At 70.1% G+C, this 22770-nt stretch carries 25 protein-coding genes; 6 read left to right on the top strand and 19 right to left on the bottom strand.

Going from position 1 to position 22770, the window contains the following annotated elements:
• Positions 1–72: 72 nt before the first annotated feature.
• Entirely contained in the window at positions 73–714 is a 642-nt protein-coding gene (locus IH25_RS0116835) for a TetR/AcrR family transcriptional regulator (RefSeq protein ID WP_030610134.1), read from the bottom strand.
• An 80-nt stretch (positions 715–794) separates the two neighbouring features.
• On the opposite strand from IH25_RS0116835, the gene IH25_RS0116830 reads away from it, so the two are divergent.
• From IH25_RS0116830 to IH25_RS0116820, 3 genes are read left to right on the top strand one after another with little or no spacing between them, the layout of a single operon-like run.
• Positions 795–1580, top strand: coding sequence for an ABC transporter ATP-binding protein (locus IH25_RS0116830; protein ID WP_030610131.1), 786 nt, complete (start codon positions 795–797; stop codon positions 1578–1580).
• Positions 1581–1596: 16 nt separating this feature from the next.
• On the top strand, positions 1597–2346 hold the full coding sequence (locus IH25_RS0116825; protein WP_030610128.1) for an ABC transporter permease: 750 nt from the start codon (positions 1597–1599) through the stop codon (positions 2344–2346).
• A gap of 13 nt (positions 2347–2359) precedes the next feature.
• Complete coding sequence (locus IH25_RS0116820; protein WP_030610124.1) at positions 2360–2932, top strand: cob(I)yrinic acid a,c-diamide adenosyltransferase; 573 nt, start codon at positions 2360–2362, stop codon at positions 2930–2932.
• A gap of 31 nt (positions 2933–2963) precedes the next feature.
• Here the strand turns inward: IH25_RS0116820 and IH25_RS0116815 are convergent, their stop codons facing one another.
• A complete protein-coding gene (locus IH25_RS0116815; RefSeq protein WP_030610120.1) occupies positions 2964–3533 on the bottom strand; it encodes a hypothetical protein in 570 nt (189 codons plus the stop codon).
• Positions 3534–3684: 151 nt separating this feature from the next.
• On the opposite strand from IH25_RS0116815, the gene IH25_RS0116810 reads away from it, so the two are divergent.
• The 3 genes from IH25_RS0116810 (at position 3685) to IH25_RS0116800 (ending at position 7459) form a co-directional block, all read left to right on the top strand.
• Positions 3685–4857 carry a sensor histidine kinase gene (locus tag IH25_RS0116810; protein WP_030610114.1) on the top strand — a complete coding sequence of 391 codons (1173 nt, stop codon included), beginning with the start codon at positions 3685–3687 and terminating at the stop codon, positions 4855–4857.
• Positions 4854–5501 carry a response regulator gene (locus IH25_RS0116805; RefSeq protein WP_030610112.1) on the top strand — a complete coding sequence of 216 codons (648 nt, stop codon included), beginning with the start codon at positions 4854–4856 and terminating at the stop codon, positions 5499–5501. The genes IH25_RS0116810 and IH25_RS0116805 overlap by 4 nt, the downstream gene beginning before the upstream one ends.
• Positions 5502–5638: 137 nt before the next feature.
• Positions 5639–7459, top strand: a complete 1821-nt coding sequence (locus IH25_RS0116800) for a glycoside hydrolase family 18 chitinase (RefSeq protein WP_030610109.1) — start codon at positions 5639–5641, stop codon at positions 7457–7459.
• 83 nt (positions 7460–7542) lie between these two features.
• On the opposite strand, the gene IH25_RS0116795 is transcribed toward IH25_RS0116800, so the two are convergent.
• The 17 genes from IH25_RS0116795 to rpmE form a co-directional block, all read right to left on the bottom strand.
• Positions 7543–7989, bottom strand: a complete 447-nt coding sequence (locus IH25_RS0116795; protein WP_030610107.1) for a DUF2550 domain-containing protein — start codon at positions 7987–7989, stop codon at positions 7543–7545.
• Positions 7990–8143: 154 nt separating this feature from the next.
• Complete coding sequence (locus IH25_RS0116790) at positions 8144–8518, bottom strand: F0F1 ATP synthase subunit epsilon (RefSeq protein ID WP_030610105.1); 375 nt, start codon at positions 8516–8518, stop codon at positions 8144–8146.
• Positions 8519–8628: 110 nt separating this feature from the next.
• On the bottom strand, positions 8629–10065 hold the full coding sequence (gene atpD / locus IH25_RS0116785) for a F0F1 ATP synthase subunit beta (protein ID WP_030610103.1): 1437 nt from the start codon (positions 10063–10065) through the stop codon (positions 8629–8631).
• A complete protein-coding gene (locus tag IH25_RS0116780) occupies positions 10066–10983 on the bottom strand; it encodes a F0F1 ATP synthase subunit gamma (RefSeq protein ID WP_030610100.1) in 918 nt (305 codons plus the stop codon).
• Positions 10984–11004: 21 nt separating this feature from the next.
• Positions 11005–12594, bottom strand: coding sequence for a F0F1 ATP synthase subunit alpha (gene atpA / locus IH25_RS0116775; protein ID WP_030610097.1), 1590 nt, complete (start codon positions 12592–12594; stop codon positions 11005–11007).
• Positions 12595–12752: 158 nt separating this feature from the next.
• Entirely contained in the window at positions 12753–13568 is an 816-nt protein-coding gene (locus IH25_RS0116770; protein ID WP_030610094.1) for a F0F1 ATP synthase subunit delta, read from the bottom strand.
• On the bottom strand, positions 13565–14110 hold the full coding sequence (locus tag IH25_RS0116765; RefSeq protein WP_030610091.1) for a F0F1 ATP synthase subunit B: 546 nt from the start codon (positions 14108–14110) through the stop codon (positions 13565–13567). Before IH25_RS0116765 ends, IH25_RS0116770 begins: the two co-directional genes overlap by 4 nt.
• 34 nt (positions 14111–14144) lie before the next feature.
• A complete protein-coding gene (locus tag IH25_RS0116760) occupies positions 14145–14393 on the bottom strand; it encodes an ATP synthase subunit c family protein (protein WP_030610088.1) in 249 nt (82 codons plus the stop codon).
• Positions 14394–14465: 72 nt separating this feature from the next.
• On the bottom strand, positions 14466–15302 hold the full coding sequence (gene atpB / locus IH25_RS0116755; protein WP_030790036.1) for a F0F1 ATP synthase subunit A: 837 nt from the start codon (positions 15300–15302) through the stop codon (positions 14466–14468).
• A 210-nt stretch (positions 15303–15512) separates the two neighbouring features.
• Entirely contained in the window at positions 15513–15953 is a 441-nt protein-coding gene (locus IH25_RS0116750) for a hypothetical protein (RefSeq protein ID WP_030610083.1), read from the bottom strand.
• A 302-nt stretch (positions 15954–16255) separates the two neighbouring features.
• Positions 16256–17563 carry an MraY family glycosyltransferase gene (locus IH25_RS0116745; RefSeq protein ID WP_030610081.1) on the bottom strand — a complete coding sequence of 436 codons (1308 nt, stop codon included), beginning with the start codon at positions 17561–17563 and terminating at the stop codon, positions 16256–16258.
• Between the two features lie 161 nt (positions 17564–17724).
• Positions 17725–18963, bottom strand: coding sequence for a serine hydroxymethyltransferase (locus IH25_RS0116740; protein ID WP_030610079.1), 1239 nt, complete (start codon positions 18961–18963; stop codon positions 17725–17727).
• 96 nt (positions 18964–19059) lie between these two features.
• Positions 19060–19737: an arsenate reductase/protein-tyrosine-phosphatase family protein gene (locus tag IH25_RS0116735; protein WP_030610078.1), complete on the bottom strand. Its 678-nt coding sequence runs from the start codon at positions 19735–19737 to the stop codon at positions 19060–19062.
• Entirely contained in the window at positions 19734–20381 is a 648-nt protein-coding gene (locus tag IH25_RS0116730) for an L-threonylcarbamoyladenylate synthase (RefSeq protein ID WP_030610077.1), read from the bottom strand. The genes IH25_RS0116735 and IH25_RS0116730 overlap by 4 nt, the downstream gene beginning before the upstream one ends.
• Positions 20382–20433: 52 nt before the next feature.
• Positions 20434–21279, bottom strand: coding sequence for a peptide chain release factor N(5)-glutamine methyltransferase (prmC, locus tag IH25_RS0116725; protein WP_030610076.1), 846 nt, complete (start codon positions 21277–21279; stop codon positions 20434–20436).
• Between the two features lie 35 nt (positions 21280–21314).
• Positions 21315–22382, bottom strand: a complete 1068-nt coding sequence (gene prfA / locus IH25_RS0116720) for a peptide chain release factor 1 (RefSeq protein ID WP_030610075.1) — start codon at positions 22380–22382, stop codon at positions 21315–21317.
• Between the two features lie 108 nt (positions 22383–22490).
• Entirely contained in the window at positions 22491–22712 is a 222-nt protein-coding gene (gene rpmE, locus IH25_RS0116715) for a 50S ribosomal protein L31 (RefSeq protein WP_015657814.1), read from the bottom strand.
• Positions 22713–22770 lie beyond the last annotated feature (58 nt).

Raw genomic sequence — 22770 nt, 5'->3', positions numbered from 1 at the left:
CTCCGGGAGCGCCGTGTGACCGGTAAGTAACGCGCGTCACGTCTCAATTGACGGACATCACACCGGCCGGGGTCAGGCCCCGCCCCGGACGGCGTAGTTGAGGACCTTTTCGCTCAGCAGGTCCTCGATGTCGTCCATCAGGACGAGTACCTCTCGTGATACTTCGGCCGGTTTGCGCCCGGCGGTCATCTCGCGGCCGATGGTGACGAAGACGGCCTGGTGGACCCAGCAGATCTGACCCGCCATCAGGTCCGGCAGCGGGTCGTCGGCGGCGGCGCCGGTCTCCTCGCGCAGGGTCGCCTCCAGGATGTCGTGGGTCTCCTGTTGCAGGCTCCACAGCCGCGAACGCAGCGCCGGCGCCTCGTGGATGACCCGCATGAAGCGGTCGTAGCCGGCCATCAGGCCGACCCGGGGCGAGACGGCCTCGACCTCGGAGCGCAACTCGCGCAGGACGGCGCGCGCGGCGGACTCCCCCACGTCCCGGCCGCGGACCCAGCGGGCGAGCCGGTCGGCCACACCGGCCGAGCGGTCGAAGAAGAGGTCCTCCTTGGCGGGGAAGTAGTTGTAGACGGTGTTGACGGAGACGTTCGCCGCCTCGGCGATCTCCGCGACGGTCACCGCCTCGAAGCCGCGCTCCAGGAACAGCCCCGTGGCGACATCCGAGATGTACTGCCGGGTCTGCCTCTTCTTCCGCTCCCTGAGCCCCTCAGCCATGCCCTCATCCTAGCTTCGCTGGCCTCACTGAAATTTTGGGGTCATTGCAAATTTTCAGGGACTCTGTTTTTCTGTGGGGCATGGCAGCAGTCATCAGCACGGCGGGCCTGGCCCGCACCTTCGCGACGAAATCCGGCCCCGTCGAGGCCGTCCGCGGCATCGACCTCACCGTCCACGAGGGCGAGATCCTCGGCTTCCTCGGCCCCAACGGCGCCGGCAAGACGACCACCCTGCGGATGCTCACCACCCTGCTGAAACCGACCGGCGGCGCGGCCACGGTGGCCGGCCACGACCTCGTGGCCGATCCCGCCGGGGTGCGCCGGGTCAGCGGCTACGTCGCCCAGTCCGGCGGGGTCGACCCGCAGATCACCGTGCGGGAGGAACTGGTCACCCAGGGCCGGCTGTACCGCCTGCCGAAGGCACGGGCCGTCACCCGCGCCGCCGAGCTGGCCGCCGAGCTGGGCCTCACCGAGTTCCTGGACCGCAAGGCCGGCGCGCTCTCCGGCGGGCAGCGGCGCCGCCTGGACATCGCGATGGCGCTCACCCACCGCCCGGCGGTGCTCTTCCTGGACGAGCCGACGACCGGACTCGACCCCGGCAGCCGCGCCGACCTGTGGGACCTGGTCCGCCGGCTGCGCGACGAGCAGGGCACGACCGTCTTCCTGACCACCCACTACCTGGACGAGGCCGACGCCCTCGCCGACCGCCTGGTGATCGTCGACCGGGGCACGGTCGCCGCCGAGGGCACCCCGGGCGCGCTCCGGCTCCGCTACGGCGGCTCGCTCGACGCCACCCTCCAGGACACCTTCCTCGCCATCACCGGCCGTGGCCCCGCCCCGGCCGACACCACCCCCGTCGCCGTCTAGGAGATCCGGGAAAACGATGCTGCTCCACGACACGGCCCTCGTCTACGGCCGCTATCTGCGCCAGTCCCTGCGCTCCCGCTTCGCCCTGCTCTTCGGCGTGCTGACACCGCTGCTGTACCTGCTCTTCTTCGGCCCGCTGCTGACCGGCCTGCCGCTGGGCGGGCGGGGCGGCTCCTGGCAGGTGCTCGTCCCCGGGCTGCTGCTCCAGCTGGGGCTGTTCGGCGCCCTGTTCGCCGGGTTCACGGTCATCCTGGAGAAGGGGCAGGGGGTGGTGGAGCGGATGCGGGTGACCCCGGTCAGCCGGCTCGCCCTGCTGCTCGGCCGGGTGCTGCGGGACGCCACCGTGTTCGTCTTCCAGGCGGTGCTGCTGGTGCTGGCCGCGCTGGTGATGGGCCTGCGCGCACCGCTGGCCGGCGTCCTGATCGGCTTCGCGTTCGTGGCCCTGCTCACGGTCGCGCTGGCCTCGCTGTCGTACGCGCTCGGCATGAAGGTGCGCAGTCCGCAGGAGTTCGGCCCGCTGATCAACGCGGTGTCGATGCCGTCGATGCTGCTGTCCGGCCTGATGCTCCCGATGACCCTCGCGCCCGCCTGGCTGGACGTGCTGTCGCACTTCGTGCCGTTCCGCTATCTGGTGGACGCGGTCCGGGACGCCTACGTCGGCGATTACACGAGCGCGCACATGCTCTACGGCGTCCTGGTCGCCGTGGGCTTCACCGCGCTGGCCGTGACGGCGGGCACACGGGTGTTCCGGACGGCCGGGGCGTAACTACGCTGGCCGCATGGTCAATCTGACGCGTATCTACACCAGGACCGGCGACCAGGGCACCACCAGCCTCGGCGACATGAGCCGGGTGCCCAAGACCGACCTCAGGATCGCCGCCTACGCCGACGCCAACGAGGCGAACGCGGTGATCGGCACGGCCATCGCGCTGGGCGGGCTGGCGGAGGAGATCGTCACGGTCCTCACCCGCGTCCAGAACGACCTGTTCGACGTGGGCGCGGACCTGTCGACGCCGGTCGTGGAGAACCCGGAGTTCCCGCCGCTGCGGGTGGAGCAGTTCTACATCGACCGGCTGGAGGCGGACTGCGACCGGTTCAACGAGCGGCTGGAGAAGCTGCGCTCCTTCATCCTGCCGGGCGGCACCCCGGGCGCGGCCCTGCTGCACCAGGCCTGCACGGTCGTCCGCCGGGCCGAGCGCTCCACCTGGGCGGCCCTCGAGACGCACGGCGAGACGATGAACCCCCTCACCGCGACCTACCTCAACCGCCTCTCCGACCTCCTGTTCATCCTGGCCCGCAACGCCAACCAGGAGACGGGAGACGTGCTGTGGGTGCCGGGCGGGGAGCGCTAGCCGCCGTGGGACGGGGCGCGGGCGGTGAGCGTCAGCGCCGCCCGGCCGGTTCCCGGTCCTCGGCCCGCTTCGGCTCCCGCTTCGGGAACAGTGTGTAGCTCGCCGCGATGACGACGTTGATGCCGGTCAGCCAGAGCATGGACTGCTGCCAGCCGCGCAGTGAAGCGGTGTCGCCGCTGTCGCCGACGTACCAGATGGCGCCCTGGAGCAGGGCGAGCGCGACGGCCGCGGCCAGGATCCAGCGGCCGGCGACCTTCCACTCGTGGACGGCGCGGGCGGTGCCGTACTGGGGCGGCCGCACCGGGGGCGGGCCGCCGGCGAAGCGGTGGGCCACCCGGGCGTCCACCCACTTGATGGTGGAGTGGCCGAGGCCGACGGTGAAGCCGATGTAGACCGCGGCGAGCCCGTGCCGCCAGTCCGGCTGCGCGCCGTTCCTCAGGTCGATCGCCGTGGCGACGAACAGCACGACCTCCAGCAGCGGCTCGCACAGCAGCAGCGCCAGTCCGGTGCGCGGCATCCGCAGCGCGTACCGGAAGGCCAGTCCGGCCGCCAGCAGCACCCAGAACGCCACCTCGCAGGCGATGACCAGGCCGACGATCACGTTTCGCTCCCCTCGTCCACCCTCCCAGGGTCCCGGCCGGGCCGCGCGGTTTCGTCGTCGGCGCTGAGGAGAGCGCCGTAAGCGAAAGTCGCAGTCCCGCACCCTTCCCGGGGAGCAGGCGGGGCGGGCCGCGGCCGTGTTGGATGGGGGGATGGCCCGCACGTTCCCCCGCCCGCACCGAGACGACTGGTGGATCGCCGTGGGCGGGCTGCTCGGCGGGCTGCTGCTGTGGGCGCTCGGCATCCACCCCCGCGACCACTCGGACAGCCTGGTGCTGTGGCACGCGCCCTGGGCGCCCCTGGTCCCGCTGGCGCTGACCGCAGCCTGCGAACCGCTGCGCCGCGTCCGGCCGCGCACCGGCCTGCTGATCGGCACCCTCATGCTGGCCCTGGACACGGTGACCCTCGGCAGCGTGGTCACGGTCGTGCTGTACACCGACCTGATGTACGCGGCCGTCCTGTACGGCACCCCGGCCTCGGCCCGCCGCATCCCGTGGATCGCCGGGATGCTCACGGTCCTCGGCGGGGTGGTGCCGGCGGGGCTCTGGCACGATCCGCAGGGGCTGCTGATCGGGCTGGGCATCGGGGTGGTGGCGCTGGCCCCGGCCACGACCGGCGCGCTGGTGCGCGGTCACCGGGACGCCGCCGAGGCCGCCCGGCTGCGCGCCGAACAGACCGCGCTGCTGGCCGAGATGGACCGGGCCCAGGCGGTCACCGCGGAACGGGCCCGGGTGGCACGCGAGTTGCACGACATGGTCGCCAACCACCTGTCGGCCATCGCCATCCACTCCACGGCGGCCCTCTCCCTGGACGACGCGAAGACCTCCCGGGAGGCGCTGGCCGTCGTCCGGGAGAACAGCGTGGCGGGGCTGGCCGAGATGCGCCGGCTGATCGGCATCCTGCGGGACCGCTCCGGGGACCGGGAGCCCGCCGCCTCCCCGACCCTGGCGGGCCTCGGCGCGCTGGTCGGCACCGCCCGGGCCAACGGACTGGACGTCACGCTCGACGCCGGACACGGCGAGGTGCCGGCGCCCGTGGAGCTGGCCGCCTACCGGATCGTGCAGGAGTCGCTGACCAACGCCCTGAAGCACGCGGCCGAGGGAAGCGTGCGCGTGGTGCTGCGGCAGCGGGAGGACCTGCTGGACGTCCGGGTGACCAGCCCGTACCGGCCGGGCGACACCCCCCGCGCGCCGGGCTCCGGGGCCGGCCTGACCGGGATGCGGGAGCGGGCGGCGCTGCTCGGCGGCACGTTCGAGGCCGGGCCCCAGGGCGGCCTGTGGACCGTACGGGCCGCGCTTCCGCTCACCGAAGGAGACTCCGCATGATCCGTGTCCTGGTCGCCGAGGACCAGTCCGCCGTCCGCGCCGGGCTGGTGCTGATTCTCGGCAGCGCCCCCGACATCGAGGTGGCCGGGGAGGCGGCGGACGGGGAGCGGGCGGTCGAACTGGCCCGCCGGCTGCGGCCGGACGTGGTGCTGATGGACGTGCAGATGCCGGTGCTGGACGGGGTCTCCGCGACCCGGCGGATCGTGGCCGAGCAACTCGCCGACGTCCTGGTGCTGACCACGTTCGACCTGGACGAGTACGTGTTCGGGGCGCTGCGGGCCGGGGCGGCGGGGTTCCTGCTGAAGCACGCGGAGGCGCGCGAGCTGCTGGAGGCGGTGCGGACGGTGGCGCGCGGGGAGGGAGTGGTGGCACCGGCCGTGACCCGGCGGCTGATCGCCGAGTTCGCCGCGGGCGCGGTCCCGGAGCGGGGTACGGCGGCCGACCCGGCGGTGCTGGAGGACCTGACCCGGCGGGAGCGGGAGGTGCTCGGCTGTGTCGGCGAGGGACTGTCGAACGCGGAGATCGCCGGCCGGCTGGACATGGCGGAGGGCACGGTGAAGACGCACGTCAGCCGCCTGCTGGCCAAGCTGGGGCTGCGCAGCCGGGTGCAAGCGGCGGTGCTGGCCAGGGAGTTGGGGCTGTAGCGGGGCGCCCGCCGGAACACCTCCCAGAATGGTCCAGACCTATTGACCTGTGGTCCAGACCTTTCTACCCTCGCAGCACCGTGGGGCATGAAGGCTCAGTCATGCCCCTGACACCTCTACGACGAGGGAGGCGCTCCATGCGCTTCAGACACAGAGCCGCGGCAGGGTTCGCGTCCCTGCTGCTCCCCCTGGCCGGCGCCGTCGGTCTCGCGAGCCCCGCCCAGGCGGCCGGCAACGCCACGGCCACCTTCACCAAGACCAGCGACTGGGGCACCGGCTTCGGCGGCCAGTGGACCGTCAAGAACACCGGTACCAGCAGCATCAGTTCCTGGACCATCGAGTGGGACTTCCCCTCGGGCACCAAGGTCGCCTCGGCCTGGGACGCCACCGTCACCAACTCCGGTGACCACTGGACGGCCAAGAACGTCGGCTGGAACGGCACCATCGCCCCCGGCGCCTCCGTCTCCTTCGGCTTCAACGGCTCGGGGCCCGGCTCCCCGTCCAACTGCAAGCTGAACGGCGACAGCTGCGACGGCTCGACCCAGCCGGGCGACGCCGCCCCGTCCGCCCCCGGTACCCCGACCGCCTCCTCCGTCACCGACACCTCGGTGAAACTCTCCTGGAGCGCGGCCACCGACGACAAGGGCGTCAAGAACTACGACGTGCTGCGCGACGGCAAGAAGGTCTCCACCGTCACCACCACCTCGTACACGGACACCGGCCTGACCGCCGGCACCGACTACTCCTACAGCGTGCAGGCCCGTGACACGGCCGACCAGACCGGCCCGGTCAGCGGCGCGGTCAAGGTGCACACCACCGGCGGCGGCACCACTCCCCCGCCCACCGGTGACAAGGTGAAGATGGGCTACTTCACCGAGTGGGGCATCTACGGCCGCAACTACAACGTCAAGAACCTGGTGACGTCCGGCTCGGCGGCCAAGATCACGCACATCAACTACGCCTTCGGCAACGTCACCGGCGGCAAGTGCGCGATCGGCGACTCCTACGCCGACTACGACAAGGCGTTCACCGCCGAGAACTCGGTCAGCGGCGTCGCCGACACCTGGGACCAGCCGCTGCGCGGCAACTTCAACCAGCTGCGCCAGCTGAAGGCCAAGTACCCGCACATCAAGGTGCTGTGGTCGTTCGGCGGCTGGACCTGGTCCGGCGGCTTCGGGGACGCGGCCAAGAACCCGGCGGCCTTCGCGCAGTCCTGCTACGACCTGGTGGAGGACCCGCGCTGGGCCGATGTCTTCGACGGCATCGACATCGACTGGGAGTACCCGAACGCCTGCGGTCTGACCTGTGACACCAGCGGCCCGGCGGCCTACAAGAACCTGATGGCCGCGCTGCGCGCCAAGTTCGGCCCGAACTACCTGGTCACCGCCGCGACCACCGCCGACGGCACGGCCGGCGGCAAGATCGACGCCGCGGACTACGCGGGCGCCGCCCAGTACCTCGACTGGTACAACGTGATGACGTACGACTTCTTCGGTGCCTGGGACGCCAAGGGCCCGACCGCCCCGCACTCCCCGCTCACCTCGTACGACGGCATTCCGAAGGCGGGCTACACCACCGCCGACGCGATCGCCAAGTTCAAGGCGATCGGCGTGCCCGCCAAGAAGCTGCTCGTCGGCATCGGCTTCTACGGCCGCGGCTGGACCGGCGTCACCCAGGACGCCCCGGGCGGCACGGCCACCGGCCCGGCGGCCGGCACCTACGAGCAGGGCATCGAGGACTACAAGGTCCTCAAGACGTCCTGCCCGGTGACCGGCACCGTCGCGGGCACCGCGTACGCGCACTGCGGCACCAACTGGTGGTCCTACGACACTCCCGCCACCATCAAGACGAAGATGGCCTGGGCCAACACCCAGGGCCTCGGCGGCGCGTTCTTCTGGGACTTCACCGGTGACACCGCCAACGGCGAACTGGTGAGCGCCATCAGCGACAACCTGTAAGACCCGTAAGAAAAGCTCTTAAGCGACATTGACGCTCCCCCAGACTTCGTCCGGGGGGACCCCCACCCAGCGAGTGAATGTGGCTACGCCACATTCACTCGCTGACCGGGCGGGGCTGCCTCCAGCCACGCGAGGAATCCGGTCAGCGCGTCTTCGCTCATGGCGAGTTCGAGGCGCGTGCCCCGATGCGTACAGGCCAGCACCACCGCGTCGGAGAGCAGCGCCAGCTCCTCCTCGCCCTCGGGCAGCCGGCGTCCGGCCACCTCGATCTGCGCCCGCTCCAGGACGCGGCGGGGACGGACGGCGTAGGAGAAGACCCGGTACCACTCGATGCGGTCGCCGTTGTAGCGGGCGACGCCGTAGGACCAGCCCTTGCCGCCCGTATCCGGTTTCTCCGGGATGTCCCAGCGCAGCGAGCAGTCGAAGGTCCCGCCGGAGCGCTGGATGAGCCGGCGCCGCAGCCCGAACAGGAACAGTCCCACCACCACGAGCGCGACCACGATTCCGCACACAGTCAGAGCGAGGACCATCGGCACCGACCTCCTCGTCTCCTAGTTGGTGGAACTGCTTCTGTATTTGAGTAATGAAACGGAAAAAACACCCACATCTGCCTCAGCCGCGACCGGCACCGGATTGCTCCGGGCCGGCCGCGGCTGAGTGACGTCAACGTACCGCGCGGCTGGTTCAGCGCGCCGTCGCAGCACGCAGTCGGACGTCCGCGCGGCGCTCGGCGGCGGCGTCGCCCTCCGCCTTCGCCCGCTCCAGCTCCCGCTCCGTGCGCTGGACGTCGATCTCGTCCGACAGCTCGGCGATCTCGGCCAGCAGGGACAGCTTGTTGTCCGCGAACGAGATGAAACCGCCGTGCACCGCGGCGACGACCGTTCCACCTTCACTCGTACGGATGGTCACCGGGCCCGACTCCAGCACACCGAGCAGCGGCTGGTGACCGGGCATGACGCCGATGTCGCCGGACGTGGTGCGCGCGACGACCAGGGTGGCCTCGCCGGACCAGACCTGGCGGTCGGCGGCGACCAGCTCGACGTGCAGCTCAGCAGCCAAGAGTGGCTCCTCGGGTCACCACCCGGCAGGGGCGCCGGGTGTTGGGGTCAATTCTAGTGGGCGTGGGTGAGGGAGCGGGACGCGCCCGCCCCCTCGGTTGAGCACGGGGCTCAGGAGACGCCCAGCTCCTTGGCGTTCTTCTTGAGGTCGTCGAGACCACCGCACATGAAGAAGGCCTGCTCGGGGAAGTGGTCGTACTCGCCGTCGCAGATCGCGTTGAACGCGGCGATCGACTCGTCCAGCGGCACGTCCGAACCGTCCACGCCGGTGAACTGCTTGGCGACGTGGGTGTTCTGGGACAGGAAGCGCTCCACCCGACGGGCACGGTGGACGACCAGCTTGTCCTCCTCGCCCAGCTCGTCGATACCGAGGATCGCGATGATGTCCTGGAGGTCCTTGTACTTCTGCAGGATCGTCTTCACGCGCATGGCCGCGTTGTAGTGGTCCTGCGAGATGTAACGCGGGTCCAGGATCCGGGACGTGGAGTCCAGCGGGTCCACGGCCGGGTAGATGCCCTTCTCGGAGATCGGACGGGACAGAACCGTCGTCGCGTCGAGGTGGGCGAAGGTGGTGGCCGGGGCCGGGTCGGTCAGGTCGTCGGCGGGGACGTAGATCGCCTGCATCGAGGTGATCGAGTGACCGCGGGTCGAGGTGATGCGCTCCTGGAGGAGACCCATCTCGTCGGCCAGGTTCGGCTGGTAGCCCACCGCGGACGGCATGCGGCCGAGCAGCGTGGAGACCTCGGAACCGGCCTGCGTGAAGCGGAAGATGTTGTCGATGAAGAACAGCACGTCCTGCTTCTGGACGTCACGGAAGTACTCGGCCATGGTGAGGCCGGCCAGCGCGACGCGCAGACGGGTGCCCGGGGGCTCGTCCATCTGACCGAAGACCAGCGCGGTCTTGTCGATGACGCCCGAGTCGGACATCTCCTCGATCAGGTCGTTGCCCTCACGGGTGCGCTCGCCGACACCGGCGAACACGGAGACACCGTCGTGGTTGTTGGCGACACGGTAGATCATCTCCTGGATGAGCACCGTCTTGCCGACGCCGGCGCCGCCGAACAGACCGATCTTGCCGCCCTTGACGTACGGGGTCAGCAGGTCGATGACCTTGACGCCGGTCTCGAACATCTCGGTCTTCGACTCGAGCTCGTCGAAGTTCGGGGCCTTGCGGTGGATCGGCCAGCGCTCGCCGTCGTAGGACTCGTCGACGTTCAGCACCTCACCGAGGGTGTTGAACACCTTGCCCTTGGTGAAGTCGCCGACCGGGACGGAGATGGCGGAGCCGGTGTCCGTCACCGGGGCCTGGCGGACCAGGCCGTCGGTGGGCTGCATGGAGATGGTGCGGACCAGGCCGTCACCCAGGTGCTGGGCGACCTCCAGGGTCAGGATCTTCTTCTCGCCCTCGTTCGCCGGGTCGGCGACCTCGACGTGCAGGGCGTTGTAGATCTCCGGCATCGCGTCGACGGGGAACTCCACGTCGACGACCGGGCCGATGACCCGGGCGACGCGGCCCGTAGCCGTCGCGGTCTCAACAGTGGTGGTCATTTATCGGTCACTCCCCGCGGTCGCGTCGGCCAGGGCGCTGGCGCCACCGACGATCTCGCTGATTTCCTGGGTGATTTCGGCCTGGCGGGCCGCGTTGGCAAGACGGGAGAGCGTGTTGATCAGCTCGCCCGCGTTGTCGGTGGCCGACTTCATCGCGCGCCGCGTGGCGGCGTGCTTCGAAGCGGCCGACTGGAGCAGCGCGTTGTACACGCGGCTCTCCACATAGCGCGGCAGCAGGGCGTCGAGGACGTCCTCCGCCGAGGGCTCGAAGTCGTACAGCGGGAGGATCTCGCCCTGCGGCTTGACCTCCTCGGCGACCTCGTCGAGGCGCAGCGGCAGCAGCCGGGCGTCGAGCGCCGTCTGCGTCATCATCGAGACGAACTCGGTGAAGACGATGTGGAGCTCGTCCACACCACCCTCGGCCGTGTCCTTCTGGATGGCCTCGATCAGCGGCGCCGCCACCTTCTTGGCGTCCGCGTACGTCGGCTCGTCGGTGAAGCCGCTCCACGACTCCGCGACCTTGCGCTCACGGAAGTTGTAGTGGGCGACACCGCGCCGGCCGACGATGTACGTGTCGACCTGCTTGCCCTCGCGCTCCAAGCGCTCGGTCAGCTGCTCCGCCGCCTTGATGGCGTTGGAGTTGAAGGCGCCGGCCAGGCCGCGGTCGCTCGTGAGGAGCAGGACCGCGGCGCGGGTCGGGTTCTCCGCCTCCGTGGTGAGCGGGTGCTTGGTGTTCGAACCCGTACCGACCGCCGTGACCGCGCGCGTCAGCTCGGTCGCGTACGGCGTGGAGGCCGCCACCTTGCGCTGCGCCTTGACGACGCGCGAGGCGGCGATCATCTCCATCGCCTTCGTGATCTTCTTGGTCGCGGTGACGGATCGGATGCGACGCTTATAGACCCGGAGCTGGGCTCCCATGAGTCAGGTCCCTTCCTTACGTCACTTGGCGGCGGACGGGGCGTCCTCGCCGAGCAGCTTGCCGTCCGAGGTCTCGAACTGCTTCTTGAAGTCCGCGATCGCGTCGGCGACGGCCGTGAGGGTGTCGTCGGACATCTTGCCGCCCTCACGGATGGAGGTCATGAGGCCCTGCTCCTGGCGGTGCAGGTACTCCAGCAGCTCCTTCTCGAAGCGGCGGATGTCGGCGACCGGGACCTCGTCCATCTTGCCGGTGGTGCCGGCCCAGACGGAGACGACCTGGTCCTCGGTGGACATCGGCTGGTACTGGTCCTGCTTCAGCAGCTCGACCATGCGCTGACCGCGCTCCAGCTGGGCCTTGGAGGCGGCGTCCAGGTCGGAACCGAAGGCGGCGAAGGCCTCCAGCTCACGGAACTGGGCGAGGTCGACGCGGAGGCGGCCGGAGACCTGCTTCATCGCCTTGTGCTGGGCGGAACCACCGACTCGGGAGACGGAGATACCGACGTTCAGCGCGGGACGCTGACCGGCGTTGAAGAGGTCCGACTCCAGGAAGCACTGGCCGTCGGTGATGGAGATGACGTTGGTCGGGATGAACGCCGAGACGTCGTTGGCCTTCGTCTCGACGATCGGCAGACCGGTCATCGAACCCGCGCCCATCTCGTCGGAGAGCTTGGCGCAGCGCTCCAGCAGCCGGGAGTGCAGGTAGAAGACGTCACCCGGGTAGGCCTCACGGCCCGGCGGGCGGCGCAGCAGCAGCGACACGGCGCGGTAGGCGTCGGCCTGCTTCGACAGGTCGTCGAAGATGATCAGGACGTGCTTGCCCTGGTACATCCAGTGCTGACCGATGGCCGAACCGGTGTACGGCGCCAGGTACTTGAAGCCGGCCGGGTCGGACGCCGGGGCGGCGACGATGGTCGTGTACTCCAGCGCGCCGTTCTCCTCCAGCGCGCGGCGGACCGACGCGATGGTGGAGCCCTTCTGGCCGATGGCGACGTAGATGCAGCGGACCTGCTTCTTGGGGTCGCCCGAGCGCCAGTTGTCGCGCTGGTTGATGATCGTGTCGACGGCCAGGGCGGTCTTGCCGGTCTGGCGGTCACCGATGATCAGCTGACGCTGACCACGGCCGATCGGGGTCATCGCGTCGACGGCCTTGTAGCCCGTCTCCATCGGCTCGTGCACCGACTTGCGCTGCATGACCGTGGGGGCCTGCAGCTCGAGGGCGCGGCGGCCGTCGGTCTCGATCTCGCCGAGGCCGTCGATCGGGTTGCCGAGCGGGTCGACGACCCGGCCGAGGTAGCCCTCGCCGACCGCGACGGAGAGGACCTCGCCGGTACGGGTGACCGGCTGACCCTCCTCGATGCCGCTGAACTCACCGAGGACGATGGCGCCGATCTCGCGCTCTTCCAGGTTCAGCGCGAGGCCGAGGGTGCCGTCCTCGAACTTCAGCAGTTCGTTGGCCATGGCCGAGGGGAGGCCCTCGACCTTCGCGATGCCGTCGCCGGCAAGGGTGACCGTACCGACCTCCTCGCGCGAGGCCGCGTCCGGCTTGTACGACTGGACGAAGTTCTCCAGCGCGTCCCGGATCTCCTCCGGCCGGATCGTGAGCTCCGCCATCTGGGTTCCCTGCTCTCCTTGTTGGGCCCGAAGTTTCACTTTGGGGGGATGGGGACTCCCCCCAACAGGAGGTGAATCCTCTGCACGGCCCAACCAGGGCCGTAAGTACGTACTACGTCTGTCGGACTTTCCCGAAAGACCGATGTATCGAGTTGCTGCTAGCTCGCCATGCGGCGGGCGGCCTCGTCGAGCCGGTCCGCGAGGGAGCCGTTGATGACCTCGTCGCCGACCTGCACCCGGATGCCTCCGACGACCTCGGGGTCGACGTCCAGGTTGAGGTGCATCCGACGGCCGTAGAGCTTGGTCAGGGCCGCGCCGAGGCGCTGCCTCTGCCCGTCGCTCAGCGGCACCGCCGAGGTGACGACGGCGACCATGCGGTTGCGGCGCTCGGCGGCGAGCTTGGACAGGGACTCCAGTCCCGCTTCCAGGCTACGTCCACGCGGCGCGGTGGCCAGGCGCGTGACCAGTCGCTCGGTGGCCGGCTTGGCCCGTCCGCCCAGCAGCCGGTGCAGCAGCTCGGTCTTGGCCGAGGTGCCGGCGGCGCGGTCGGTGAGCGCGGCGCGCAGCTCGGTGCTGGAGGAGACGATCCGGCCGAACCGGAACAGCTCGTCCTCGACGTCGTCGAGCGTGCCCGTCTTCTCCGCGGCCGTGAGGTCGGCGATGTCCGCCAGCTCCTCCAGCGCGTCCACCAGGTCGCGCGGCTGCGACCAGCGGGACCGGGCCAGCCCGGACAGCAGGTCGGCGGTCGGACCGCTGACCTGGCCGCCGATCAGACGCTGGACCAGCTGGGCCTTCGCCTCTCCGGGCTGCGCCGGGTCGGTGAGGACCCGGCGCAGGCCGGCCTCGCGGTCGAGCAGCGCGGTGACGGCCGCCAGCTCGTCGGCGAGCTGCGCGGCGTCCACGGACGTGGAGTCCGTCAGCGCGTCCAGACGCTCCCGTGCGGCTGCCAGTGCCTCGCGGCTCGCTCCGTTCATCGCGTGGCCTCGGCCTTCTCCTCGAGCTCGTCGAGGAAGCGGTCGATCACACGGCTCTGACGGGCGTGGTCCTCAAGGGACTCGCCGACGAGCTTGCCGGCCAGTTCGGTGGCGAGCCGGCCGACGTCCTGGCGCAGCGCGGACGCGGCGGCCTTGCGGTCGGCCTCGATCTGCGCGTGACCGGCGGCGACGATCTCCTCGCGCTGGCGCTGGCCCTCGGCCCGCATCTCGGCGATGAGCGCGGCACCCTGCTCCTGCGCCTCCTGGCGCAGGCGCGCGGCCTCGTGCCGGGCCTCGGCGAGCTGGGCCTTGTACTGCTCAAGGACGCTCTGGGCCTCGGTCTGCGCGGCCTCGGCCTTTTCGATACCGCCCTCGATGGCTTCCCGGCGCTCTTCCAGAACCTTGTTGATGTTCGGGAGGAGCTTCTTGGCGAGGAAGCCGAAGACGATGACGAAGGCGATCAGGCCGATGACGAGCTCTGGGATCGGCGGGATGAGGGGGTTCTCGGCCTCCTCAGCCGCGAGCTGAACCAGGGGGCTCATATCAGTGCCTTTCGTCTAAAGGGCGACGGTCGGATCAGGAGCTCGGGTAGACGAACGGCATGACCAGACCGATCAGGGCGAGCGCCTCACAGAAGGCGAAGCCCAGGATCTGGTTGGCGCGGATCAGGCCGGCCGCCTCGGGCTGGCGGGCGAGGGCCTGGGTGCCGTTACCGAAGATGATGCCGACGCCGACGCCCGGGCCGATGGCGGCGAGGCCGTAACCGATGGAGCCGAGGTTGCCCTTGATCTCGACGCCGGCGGCAAGGGTCTGGAGAGCGGACATGCCGGTTCTTCCTTCTCTTTCAATGACCGGTGGGGGTTGGCCACCGGATGTCTGGGTGGGTGGTCGGGTCGCTCAGTGGTGCTCGGCGAGCGCGCCCTGGATGAAGCTGCAGGTCAGCAGTACGAAGACGTACGCCTGGACAGCCTGGATGAAGAGCTCGAAGGCGGTCATCACGATGACCATCACGAACGAGACGGCGGAGTAGGCGATGCCGATGCCGTTCAGCATGTACCAGCTGGCGATCGTGAAGAGCAGCAGCAGCGTGTGACCGGCGAACATGTTCGCGAAGAGTCGGACGGCGTGGGTGAAGGGCCGCACGAGGAGGTTCGAGAACAGCTCGATCGTCATCGACAGCGGCAGGACCGCGCCGAGGGACTTGTCGTAGCCGGTGAAGTTCTTGAAGGCGCCCACGAAGCCGTGCCGCTTGAAGGTCAGCCCGACCCAGAGGATGTAGACGATGCCGGCCAGGATGGCGGGGTACGAGATGATCGAGGTCACCGGGAACTGCGCGACCGGGATGACCGACCAGAGGTTCATCATCCAGACGAAGAAGAACAGCGAGACGACCAGCGGGACGTACTTCTCGCCTTCCTTCTTGCCGATGGTCTCGTAGACGACGCCGCGGCGGATGAAGTCGTAACCGGACTCGGCCACCATCTGGAGCTTGCCCGGGACGACCTTCGGCTTGGCGAAGGCGGCCCAGAAGAAGCCCACGATGATGATGGAACCGAGGAGCGCCAGCAGCATCGTCTTGTTGAAGTACAAGTTGCTGTCCGCGTCGCCCCAGAGCGGCTTGAACAGGAACGAGTGCAGGCCCGGAGCCGGGAAGCCGCACCCGTCGAACAGGTGGCAGCTCGTGTCGAAAGCGAGCGTCTGCGTCGGGTCAGCACTCACCGCGGGCTCCTTCATCGTGGCGCATAGGTACGGCAACCTCGTTGTGTCGGCGCGGCGCACGGCCGCGGGTCGGCACGGGACTGGTGTTACGGATGTGGGGGCGGCTGTGGGGCATCTCGCCTCGCGTTCGAGCAGGCGTCAGCTCAGATGCCCGCGCCCGCGATGCCGCAGTTGGCACCGGACGATAGCAGCATCTCTCGTGCGCCTTTATCCCGGCCCTACCTCTCACGACGAATGCCCTGTCTTCTCGGGCTTGTCGCCCTTCGACGAGGCATCGGGATCGACGTAGAGGATCTTGGCCTTCATGTGGGCACGCGTCTGCGCGGCGATCCACGCGAGGGTGGCGACGACGAGCGTGATGGCGAAGGCCCGGGGGTTGAACAGCGTCGTGTTCTTGAACAAGGCGACGAAGATGACCAGCAGCAGCAGTTGGGCCGCGTAGAGCATCAGGCCCATCATCTGGAACAGCTGGGGAAAGGATTTGGCGGTGCGCTGGAGCACGTAGAGGCCGAGCCCCATGAAGACGATCACCACCAGCGTCCCCACGACGGCCCCGATCGCCCCCTTGCCGCCGGCGACCACGGCGCTGACGACGGCGGCGATCACACCGACGGCAGCCGTGGGCACTGCGGCCTGGGCCAGGATCCGGGCGTCATTGGACGGCATGGCGGCAACTCCGCTTTCACAGGGGGCAGGGTGTCGTCATGGACGAGCGTAGTCCCGGACCGAGTGATCGAGATCTCACACCTACGGACCGTCGCACTCAGGTCCTTCGGTCCTATCCGGGGTTCTCGTGAACCGTATCACAAACTATTTGATGAGGTCTTTACCTGTTGGGTGTGCTTGCTGTCACACATGAGAGTGAACCTGCCCGTCTGTGCAAAAACGCCGCCCACTTGTCTGGTATTAGGGCGCTTTGCTCCCCCACGAGTTGGCAATGCTCTAGTCAGATTCTTACCTTGGCCGTATCAGCGGCGGTCGAGGAAACGCGATCGGGCGCCGATCGCGGTCGCTCCGTTGACGCCCGGGGCCCCGGCGGTGACCGGGGACCGCTCCTCGCTCTCCGTGACCTCCGGGGCGGCGGACTCCGCGACGGCCGCGGGCACACGGCGCCTGCGGTAGCGCGGCGGGACGAAGCGCTGGGCCCACAGCGGCACGCGCGGCGTGAAGCGCGGGAGCAGCAGCAGGACCAGGCCGACCGCGCTGAGGAAGACCACGCCGAGCACGATCCACATCGACGCCGAGTTGACCGAGTACGCCAGCGCCCCGAAGCCGATCAGCGCCGACCAGAAGTACATGATCAGCACGGCCCGGCTGTGCGAGTGGCCGATCTCCAGCAGGCGGTGGTGCAGATGGCCGCGGTCGGCGGCGAACGGGGACTGGCCGCGCCAGGTGCGCCGGACGATCGCGAGCACCAGGTCGGCGGCCGGTACGGCGATGATGGTCAGCGGGAGCAGCAGCGGGATGTAGACCGGCACCGTCTGGTGCACCGCCGCCTTCTCCGAACCGGTGAACAGCGCGAGGGCGTCCGGGTCCACCTGGCCGGTGATCGAGATCGCGCCCGCCGACAGCACCAGCCCGATCAGCATCGAACCCGAGTCGCCCATGAAGATCCGCGCCGGGTGCATGTTGTGCGGCAGGAAGCCCAGGCACATGCCCATCAGGATGGCCGCGAACAGGGTGCCGGGGGCGGCGGCCTCGATGCCGTACGAGTACCAGATCCGGTAGGCGTACAGGAAGAACGAGCCCGCCGCGATGCACACCATGCCGGCCGCGAGACCGTCCAGGCCGTCGACGAAGTTCACCGCGTTGATCGTGATGACCACCAGGGCCACCGTCAGCAGCGTGCCCTGCCACTGGGTCAGCGCGACGTTGCCGACGCCCGGGATGGGCAGCCACAGGATGGTCAGACCCTGCATCACCATCACGCCCGCGGCGATCATCTGGCCGCCCAGCTTGATCAGCGCGTCGATCTCGAACTTGTCGTCCAGGACGCCGATCAGCCAGATCAGCGCCGCGCCGGAGAGCAGCGCCCGAGGCTCGTTGGACTTGGCGAAGACCTCACTGAGGTTCGTCAGGTGGTCCGCGACCAGCAGGCCCGCGCACAGTCCGAAGAACATCGCGATACCGCCGAGCCGCGGAGTGGGTTCCCGGTGCACGTCACGGGCCCGGATCTCCGGCATCGCCCCGGCCACGATCGCGAACTTCCGTACCGGCCCCGTCAGCAGATACGTCACCGCGGCCGTGATGCAGAGCGTCAGCAGGTATTCACGCACGGGCTTCCCCACAGGTCTCGCTGGCCATCACAGCCTCACACCCTAGCGACGGATGCATATGGATGAGGACGGCCGGGTAGCGACGAGGGTTGCACTCCGTGCCGTACGCCACGGCCCGGATCCGTCCACACCGGGAGGTACGGGACTGCGTCTGCCCCCGTTCAGCCGGGATACGGCGGAAAGCGACCGGTGAGCGCGCGCACCTCCTCCCTGGCCCGGGCCGGCTCGGTCTCCCCGCGCAGCACGGCCGCGAGCAGCGCCGCGATCCGCACCATCTCCGGCTCCCCCATGCCCTGGGTGGTCACCGCCGCCGTACCCAGCCGCAGGCCGCGGCCGTCGCCGTGTGGCAGCACACAGCAGTCCAGCACCAGCCCGGCCGCGAGCAGCCGGCCGCGCGCGGTGCGGCCGTCCACGCCGAGCGGGGCCGGGTCCGCGGTGATCAGGTGGGTGTCCGTGCCGCCGGTGGTGACGGCCAGCCCCTCCGCGGCCAGGTGACCGGCCAGCACCCGGGCGTTGGCGACCACCCGATGGACGTACCCGGCGAACTCCGGTGTCGCCGCCTCGCCGAACGCGACCGCCTTCGCGGCGATGGTGTGCATCTGGGCGCCGCCCTGGGTGAACGGGAACACGGCCCGGTCCACCCGCCGGGCCAGCTCGGCCCCGCACAGGATCATCCCGCCGCGCGGGCCGCGCAGCACCTTGTGGGTGGTCGCGCAGACGATGTCCGCGTACGGCACCGGGTTGGGCGCCGCTCCCCCGGCGACCAGCCCGATGGGATGGCCGGCGTCCGCGATCAGATAGGCCCCGACCTCGTCGGCGACCTCCCGGAAGAAGGCGTAGTCCGGGTGGCGGGGATAGGCGATGGAGCCGCACACGAGGGCCTTGGGCCGGTGGTTGCGCGCCAGGTGGCGCACCTGGTCGTGGTCGATCAGCCCGGTCTCGGCGTCGACGCCGTAGCCGACGAAGTCGAACCAGCGCCCGGAGAAGTTGGCCGGCGAGCCATGGGTGAGGTGGCCGCCGTAGGGCAGCCCGAGGGCGAGAACGGTGTCGCCGGGGCGCAGCAGGGCCGCGTAGGCGGCCAGGACGGCCGAGGAGCCGGAGTGCGGCTGGACGTTGGCGTGCTCGGCGCCGAACAGGGCCTTGGCGCGGTCGATGGCGGCGCGTTCGGCCACGTCGACGATCTCGCAGCCGCCGTGGTGGCGGGCGCCGGGGTAGCCCTCGGCGTACTTGTTGGCGAACGCGGAGCCGAGGGCGGCGAGGACGGCCGGGGAGCAGAAGTTCTCGGCGGCGATCAGCTGGAGGGTGGTGGACTGCCGTGCCAGTTCGCCGAGCAGGAGTTCGGCCATCGCCGGGTCCTGCCGGCGCAGGACGTCGGTCTCGAGGGTGGGGGTGACCGACATGGCGGGCTCCCGGGCGGTCGGCGGTGACGTAGCTCCAATGTAGGCCGGTCACGCGGGGGTCGCCCGGTGTCGCCCCTTTGGGGGCGCTCGCGCGCCCTAGGTCCGCGCCGGGACCCCCGTCAGCGCCGTCACCACCGGGTCCAGGGCGTCCCGTATCTCGTCGCCGATGGAGCGGAAGAACGTCAGGGGCGCGCCGTAGGGGTCGTACACCTCGTCGGCCTCGGCGTTCGGGGCGAGCAGCCAGCCGCGCAGCGCCGCCGCGGCCCGTACCAGCGCCCGGGCCCGCATGACCACGCCGTCCTCCAGCGGCGGCAGGGTGGCCGGATCTATCGCCCGGACCAGCCGGGTGAACTCCTTCAGGGTGAAGGTGCGCAGGCCCGCCGAATGGCCCATGGAGATGACCTGGGCGCGGTGGTCACGGGTGGCGGTCAGCACCAGGTCGGCCCTGATCACGTGCTCGTCCAGCAGTTCCCGGCCGACGAAGCCGGAGGGGTCCGCGCCGAACTCGGCCAGCACGGTCTCCGCGTGGGACTCCATGGGCGCGCCCTCGTGGCCCCAGGTGCCCGCGCTCTCCACGATCAGGCCGCCGCCGAGCACGCCGAGCCGCTCCGCGACGAAGTGGCGGGTCAGCCGCTCGGTGATGGGCGAGCGGCACACATTGCCGGTGCTGACGTGGAGGATGCGGAAGGTGTCGCGGGGGAACCCGAACGTCGTCGTCTCCTCCGCGCTCCAGCTCCCGCCGCCTATGCCGCGCCCCGTCCCAGGGGCCGTCAATTCGCCACCTCGAGGTCGGGTACCACCTTGCGCAGCTCCTCCGGGGAGAGCGCGCCCTCGCGCAGCAGCACCGGGACCCGGCGGCTGACGTCCACGATGGACGAAGGCACGTTGCCGGGGGTGGGGCCGCCGTCGAGGTAGACGGAGACAGAGTCGCCGAGCATGTCCTGGGCTGCGTCGCAGTCCTCCGGCGCCGGGTGGCCGGTGAGGTTCGCCGAGGAGACGGCCATCGGCCCGAACTCGGTGAGCAGTTCGATGGCGACCGGGTGCAGCGGCATGCGCACGGCGACCGTGCCCCGGGTGTCGCCGAGGTCCCACTGCAGGGACGGCTGGTGCTTGGCGACGAGCGTCAGCGCGCCCGGCCAGAACGCGTCGACCAGTTCCCAGGCCGCCTCGGAGAAGTCCGTGACCAGGCCGTGCAGGGTGTTCGGGGAGCCGATGAGGACGGGGGTGGGCATGTTGCGGCCCCGGCCCTTGGCGTCGAGCAGGTCGGCGACCGCCTGCGAGGAGAACGCGTCGGCGCCGATGCCGTAGACCGTGTCGGTCGGCAGCACCACCAGCTCGCCGCGGCGGACGGCGGACGCGGCCTCGCGCAGACCCGTCACGCGGTCGGTCGCGTCGTTGGTGTCGTATCGCCGTGCCATGGCTAGCGGGCCTCCTCGTACACGTACTGCGGGATGGAAGTCGTCTCAGTGGTCACGGCAGCGCCTTGCGGGCGGTGGCGAACCGCGGCCGGTTGTTGAGGTCGGGGTGGTCGGCCGCGTCGGCCCAGCCCCGCTCCTCGGTGAAGATCCACGGCACCTGGCCGCCCTGGGTGTCGGCGTGCTCGATCACGACGACCCCGCCGGGGCGCAGCAGGCGGTGCGCGGTGCGTTCCAGGCCCCGGATGAGGTCGAGTCCGTCCTCACCGGAGAACAGCGCCAGCTCCGGGTCGTAATCACGGGCCTCCGGGGCGACGTACTCCCATTCGGTGAGCGGGATGTACGGCGGGTTGGAGATGACCAGGTCCACCTGCCCGTCGAGGTCCGGGAAGGCGGTCAGCGCGTCCCCCTGGCGCAGGTCGACACGGGAGCCGGCCACGTTCTTCCGGGTCCACACCAGCGCGTCCTCGGACAGCTCCACCGCGTGCACGCGGGAGCGGGGCACCTCCTGGGCGAGGGCGAGCGCGATGGCGCCGGAGCCGGTGCACAGGTCGACGATGCACGGCTCGACGACGTCCATGGCGCGTACGGCGTCTATGGCCCAGCCGACCACGGACTCGGTCTCCGGCCGGGGCACGAACACGCCCGGCCCGACCTGGAGCTCCAGATAGCGGAAGTAGGCCCGCCCGGTGATGTGCTGCAGCGGCTCGCGCTGCTCGCGCCGGGCGATGACCTCCCAGTACCGGGCGTCGAAGTCGGCGTCCTTCACGGAGTGCAGCTGACCGCGCTTCACGCCGTGCACGAAGGCGGCCAGCTCCTCCGCGTCGTTGCGCGGCGAGGGCACACCGGCGTCGGCCAGCCGCTGGGTGGCCTGGGCCACCTCGGCGAGCAGCAGGTTCACGCGTCTCCTCCGTGTCGTCCTGGTGCGTACGGGTGTTACGCGGCGGCGAGCTTGGCCGCCGAGTCGGCGTCGACGCAGGCCTGGATGACCGCGTCGAGGTCGCCGTCCAGGACCTGGTCCAGGTTGTACGCCTTGAAGCCGACGCGGTGGTCCGAGATGCGGTTCTCCGGGAAGTTGTAGGTGCGGATCTTCTCGGAGCGGTCGACGGTGCGGACCTGGCTGCGGCGCGCGTCGGCGGCCTCCCGCTCCGCCTCCTCCTGGGCGATGGCGAGCAGCCTGGAGCGCAGGATGCGCAGCGCCTGCTCCTTGTTCTGCAGCTGGCTCTTCTCGTTCTGGCAGGAGGCGACGACGCCGGTCGGCAGGTGGGTGATGCGCACGGCGGAGTCGGTGGTGTTCACGGACTGGCCGCCGGGGCCGGAGGACCGGTAGACGTCGATGCGGAGGTCGTTGGGGTTGATCTCCACGTCCACCTCCTCGGCCTCCGGGGTGACGAGCACGCCGGCCGCGGAGGTGTGGATGCGGCCCTGGGACTCGGTGGCCGGGACGCGCTGCACGCGGTGCACGCCGCCCTCGTACTTCAGCCGGGCCCACACGCCCTGGCCGGGCTCGATCTGCCCGCGGGCCTTCACCGCGACCTGGACGTCCTTGTAGCCGCCCAGCTCGGACTCGGTGGCGTCGATGATCTCGGTCTTCCAGCCGACGCGCTCGGCGTAGCGCAGGTACATCCGCAGCAGGTCGCCGGCGAAGAGCGCCGACTCGTCGCCGCCCGCACCCGCCTTGATCTCCAGGATGACGTCCTTGTCGTCGCTCGGGTCGCGCGGGACGAGCAGCAGGCGCAGCTTCTCGGTGAGCTCCTCGCGCTGCTTCTCCAGGTCCTTGACCTCGGCGGCGAAGTCGGGGTCGTCGGCGCCCAGCTCCCGGGCGGTCTCCACGTCGTCACCGGTCTGCTTCCAGGAGCGGTACGTGGCAACGATCGGGGTCAGCTCGGCGTAGCGCTTGTTCAGCTTGCGCGCGTTCGCCTGATCGGCGTGGACCGACGGGTCGGCGAGCTTCTTCTCCAGATCGGCGTGCTCGGCGACGAGTTCCTCGACGGCCTCGAACATCTTGGGCTCCTGTACTGCGGTGAGGGGAAGGGCGGCGACCAAAAACGCCGGTCCCGGGCACACCCGCCGGTGAGCGGGTGTGGCCGTGGACCGGCGAAATGGGGCTCGCTACTTCTTGGAGCCGGCGGCCTTGCCGAAGCGGGCCTCGAAGCGGGCCACACGGCCACCGGTGTCGAGGATCTTCTGCTTGCCCGTGTAGAACGGGTGGCACTCGGAGCAGACCTCGGCCCGGATGGTGCCGGACTCGATGGTGCTGCGGGTGGTGAACGACGCGCCACAGGTGCAGCTGACCTGCGTCTCGACGTACTCGGGGTGGATGTCGCGCTTCAAGGTGTCTCCTAGGTTTCGGGAGGGCGCCGGGTCGCTGCCGCGGGATGCGAAGGCGTGA

The sequence above is a fragment of the Streptomyces achromogenes subsp. achromogenes genome, assembly GCF_000720835.1.
GTDB classification, from domain to species: domain Bacteria; phylum Actinomycetota; class Actinomycetes; order Streptomycetales; family Streptomycetaceae; genus Streptomyces; species Streptomyces achromogenes.
The sequence above is the reverse complement of the archived record's forward strand: the minus strand, read 5'-3'. Positions and strand labels throughout refer to the sequence as shown.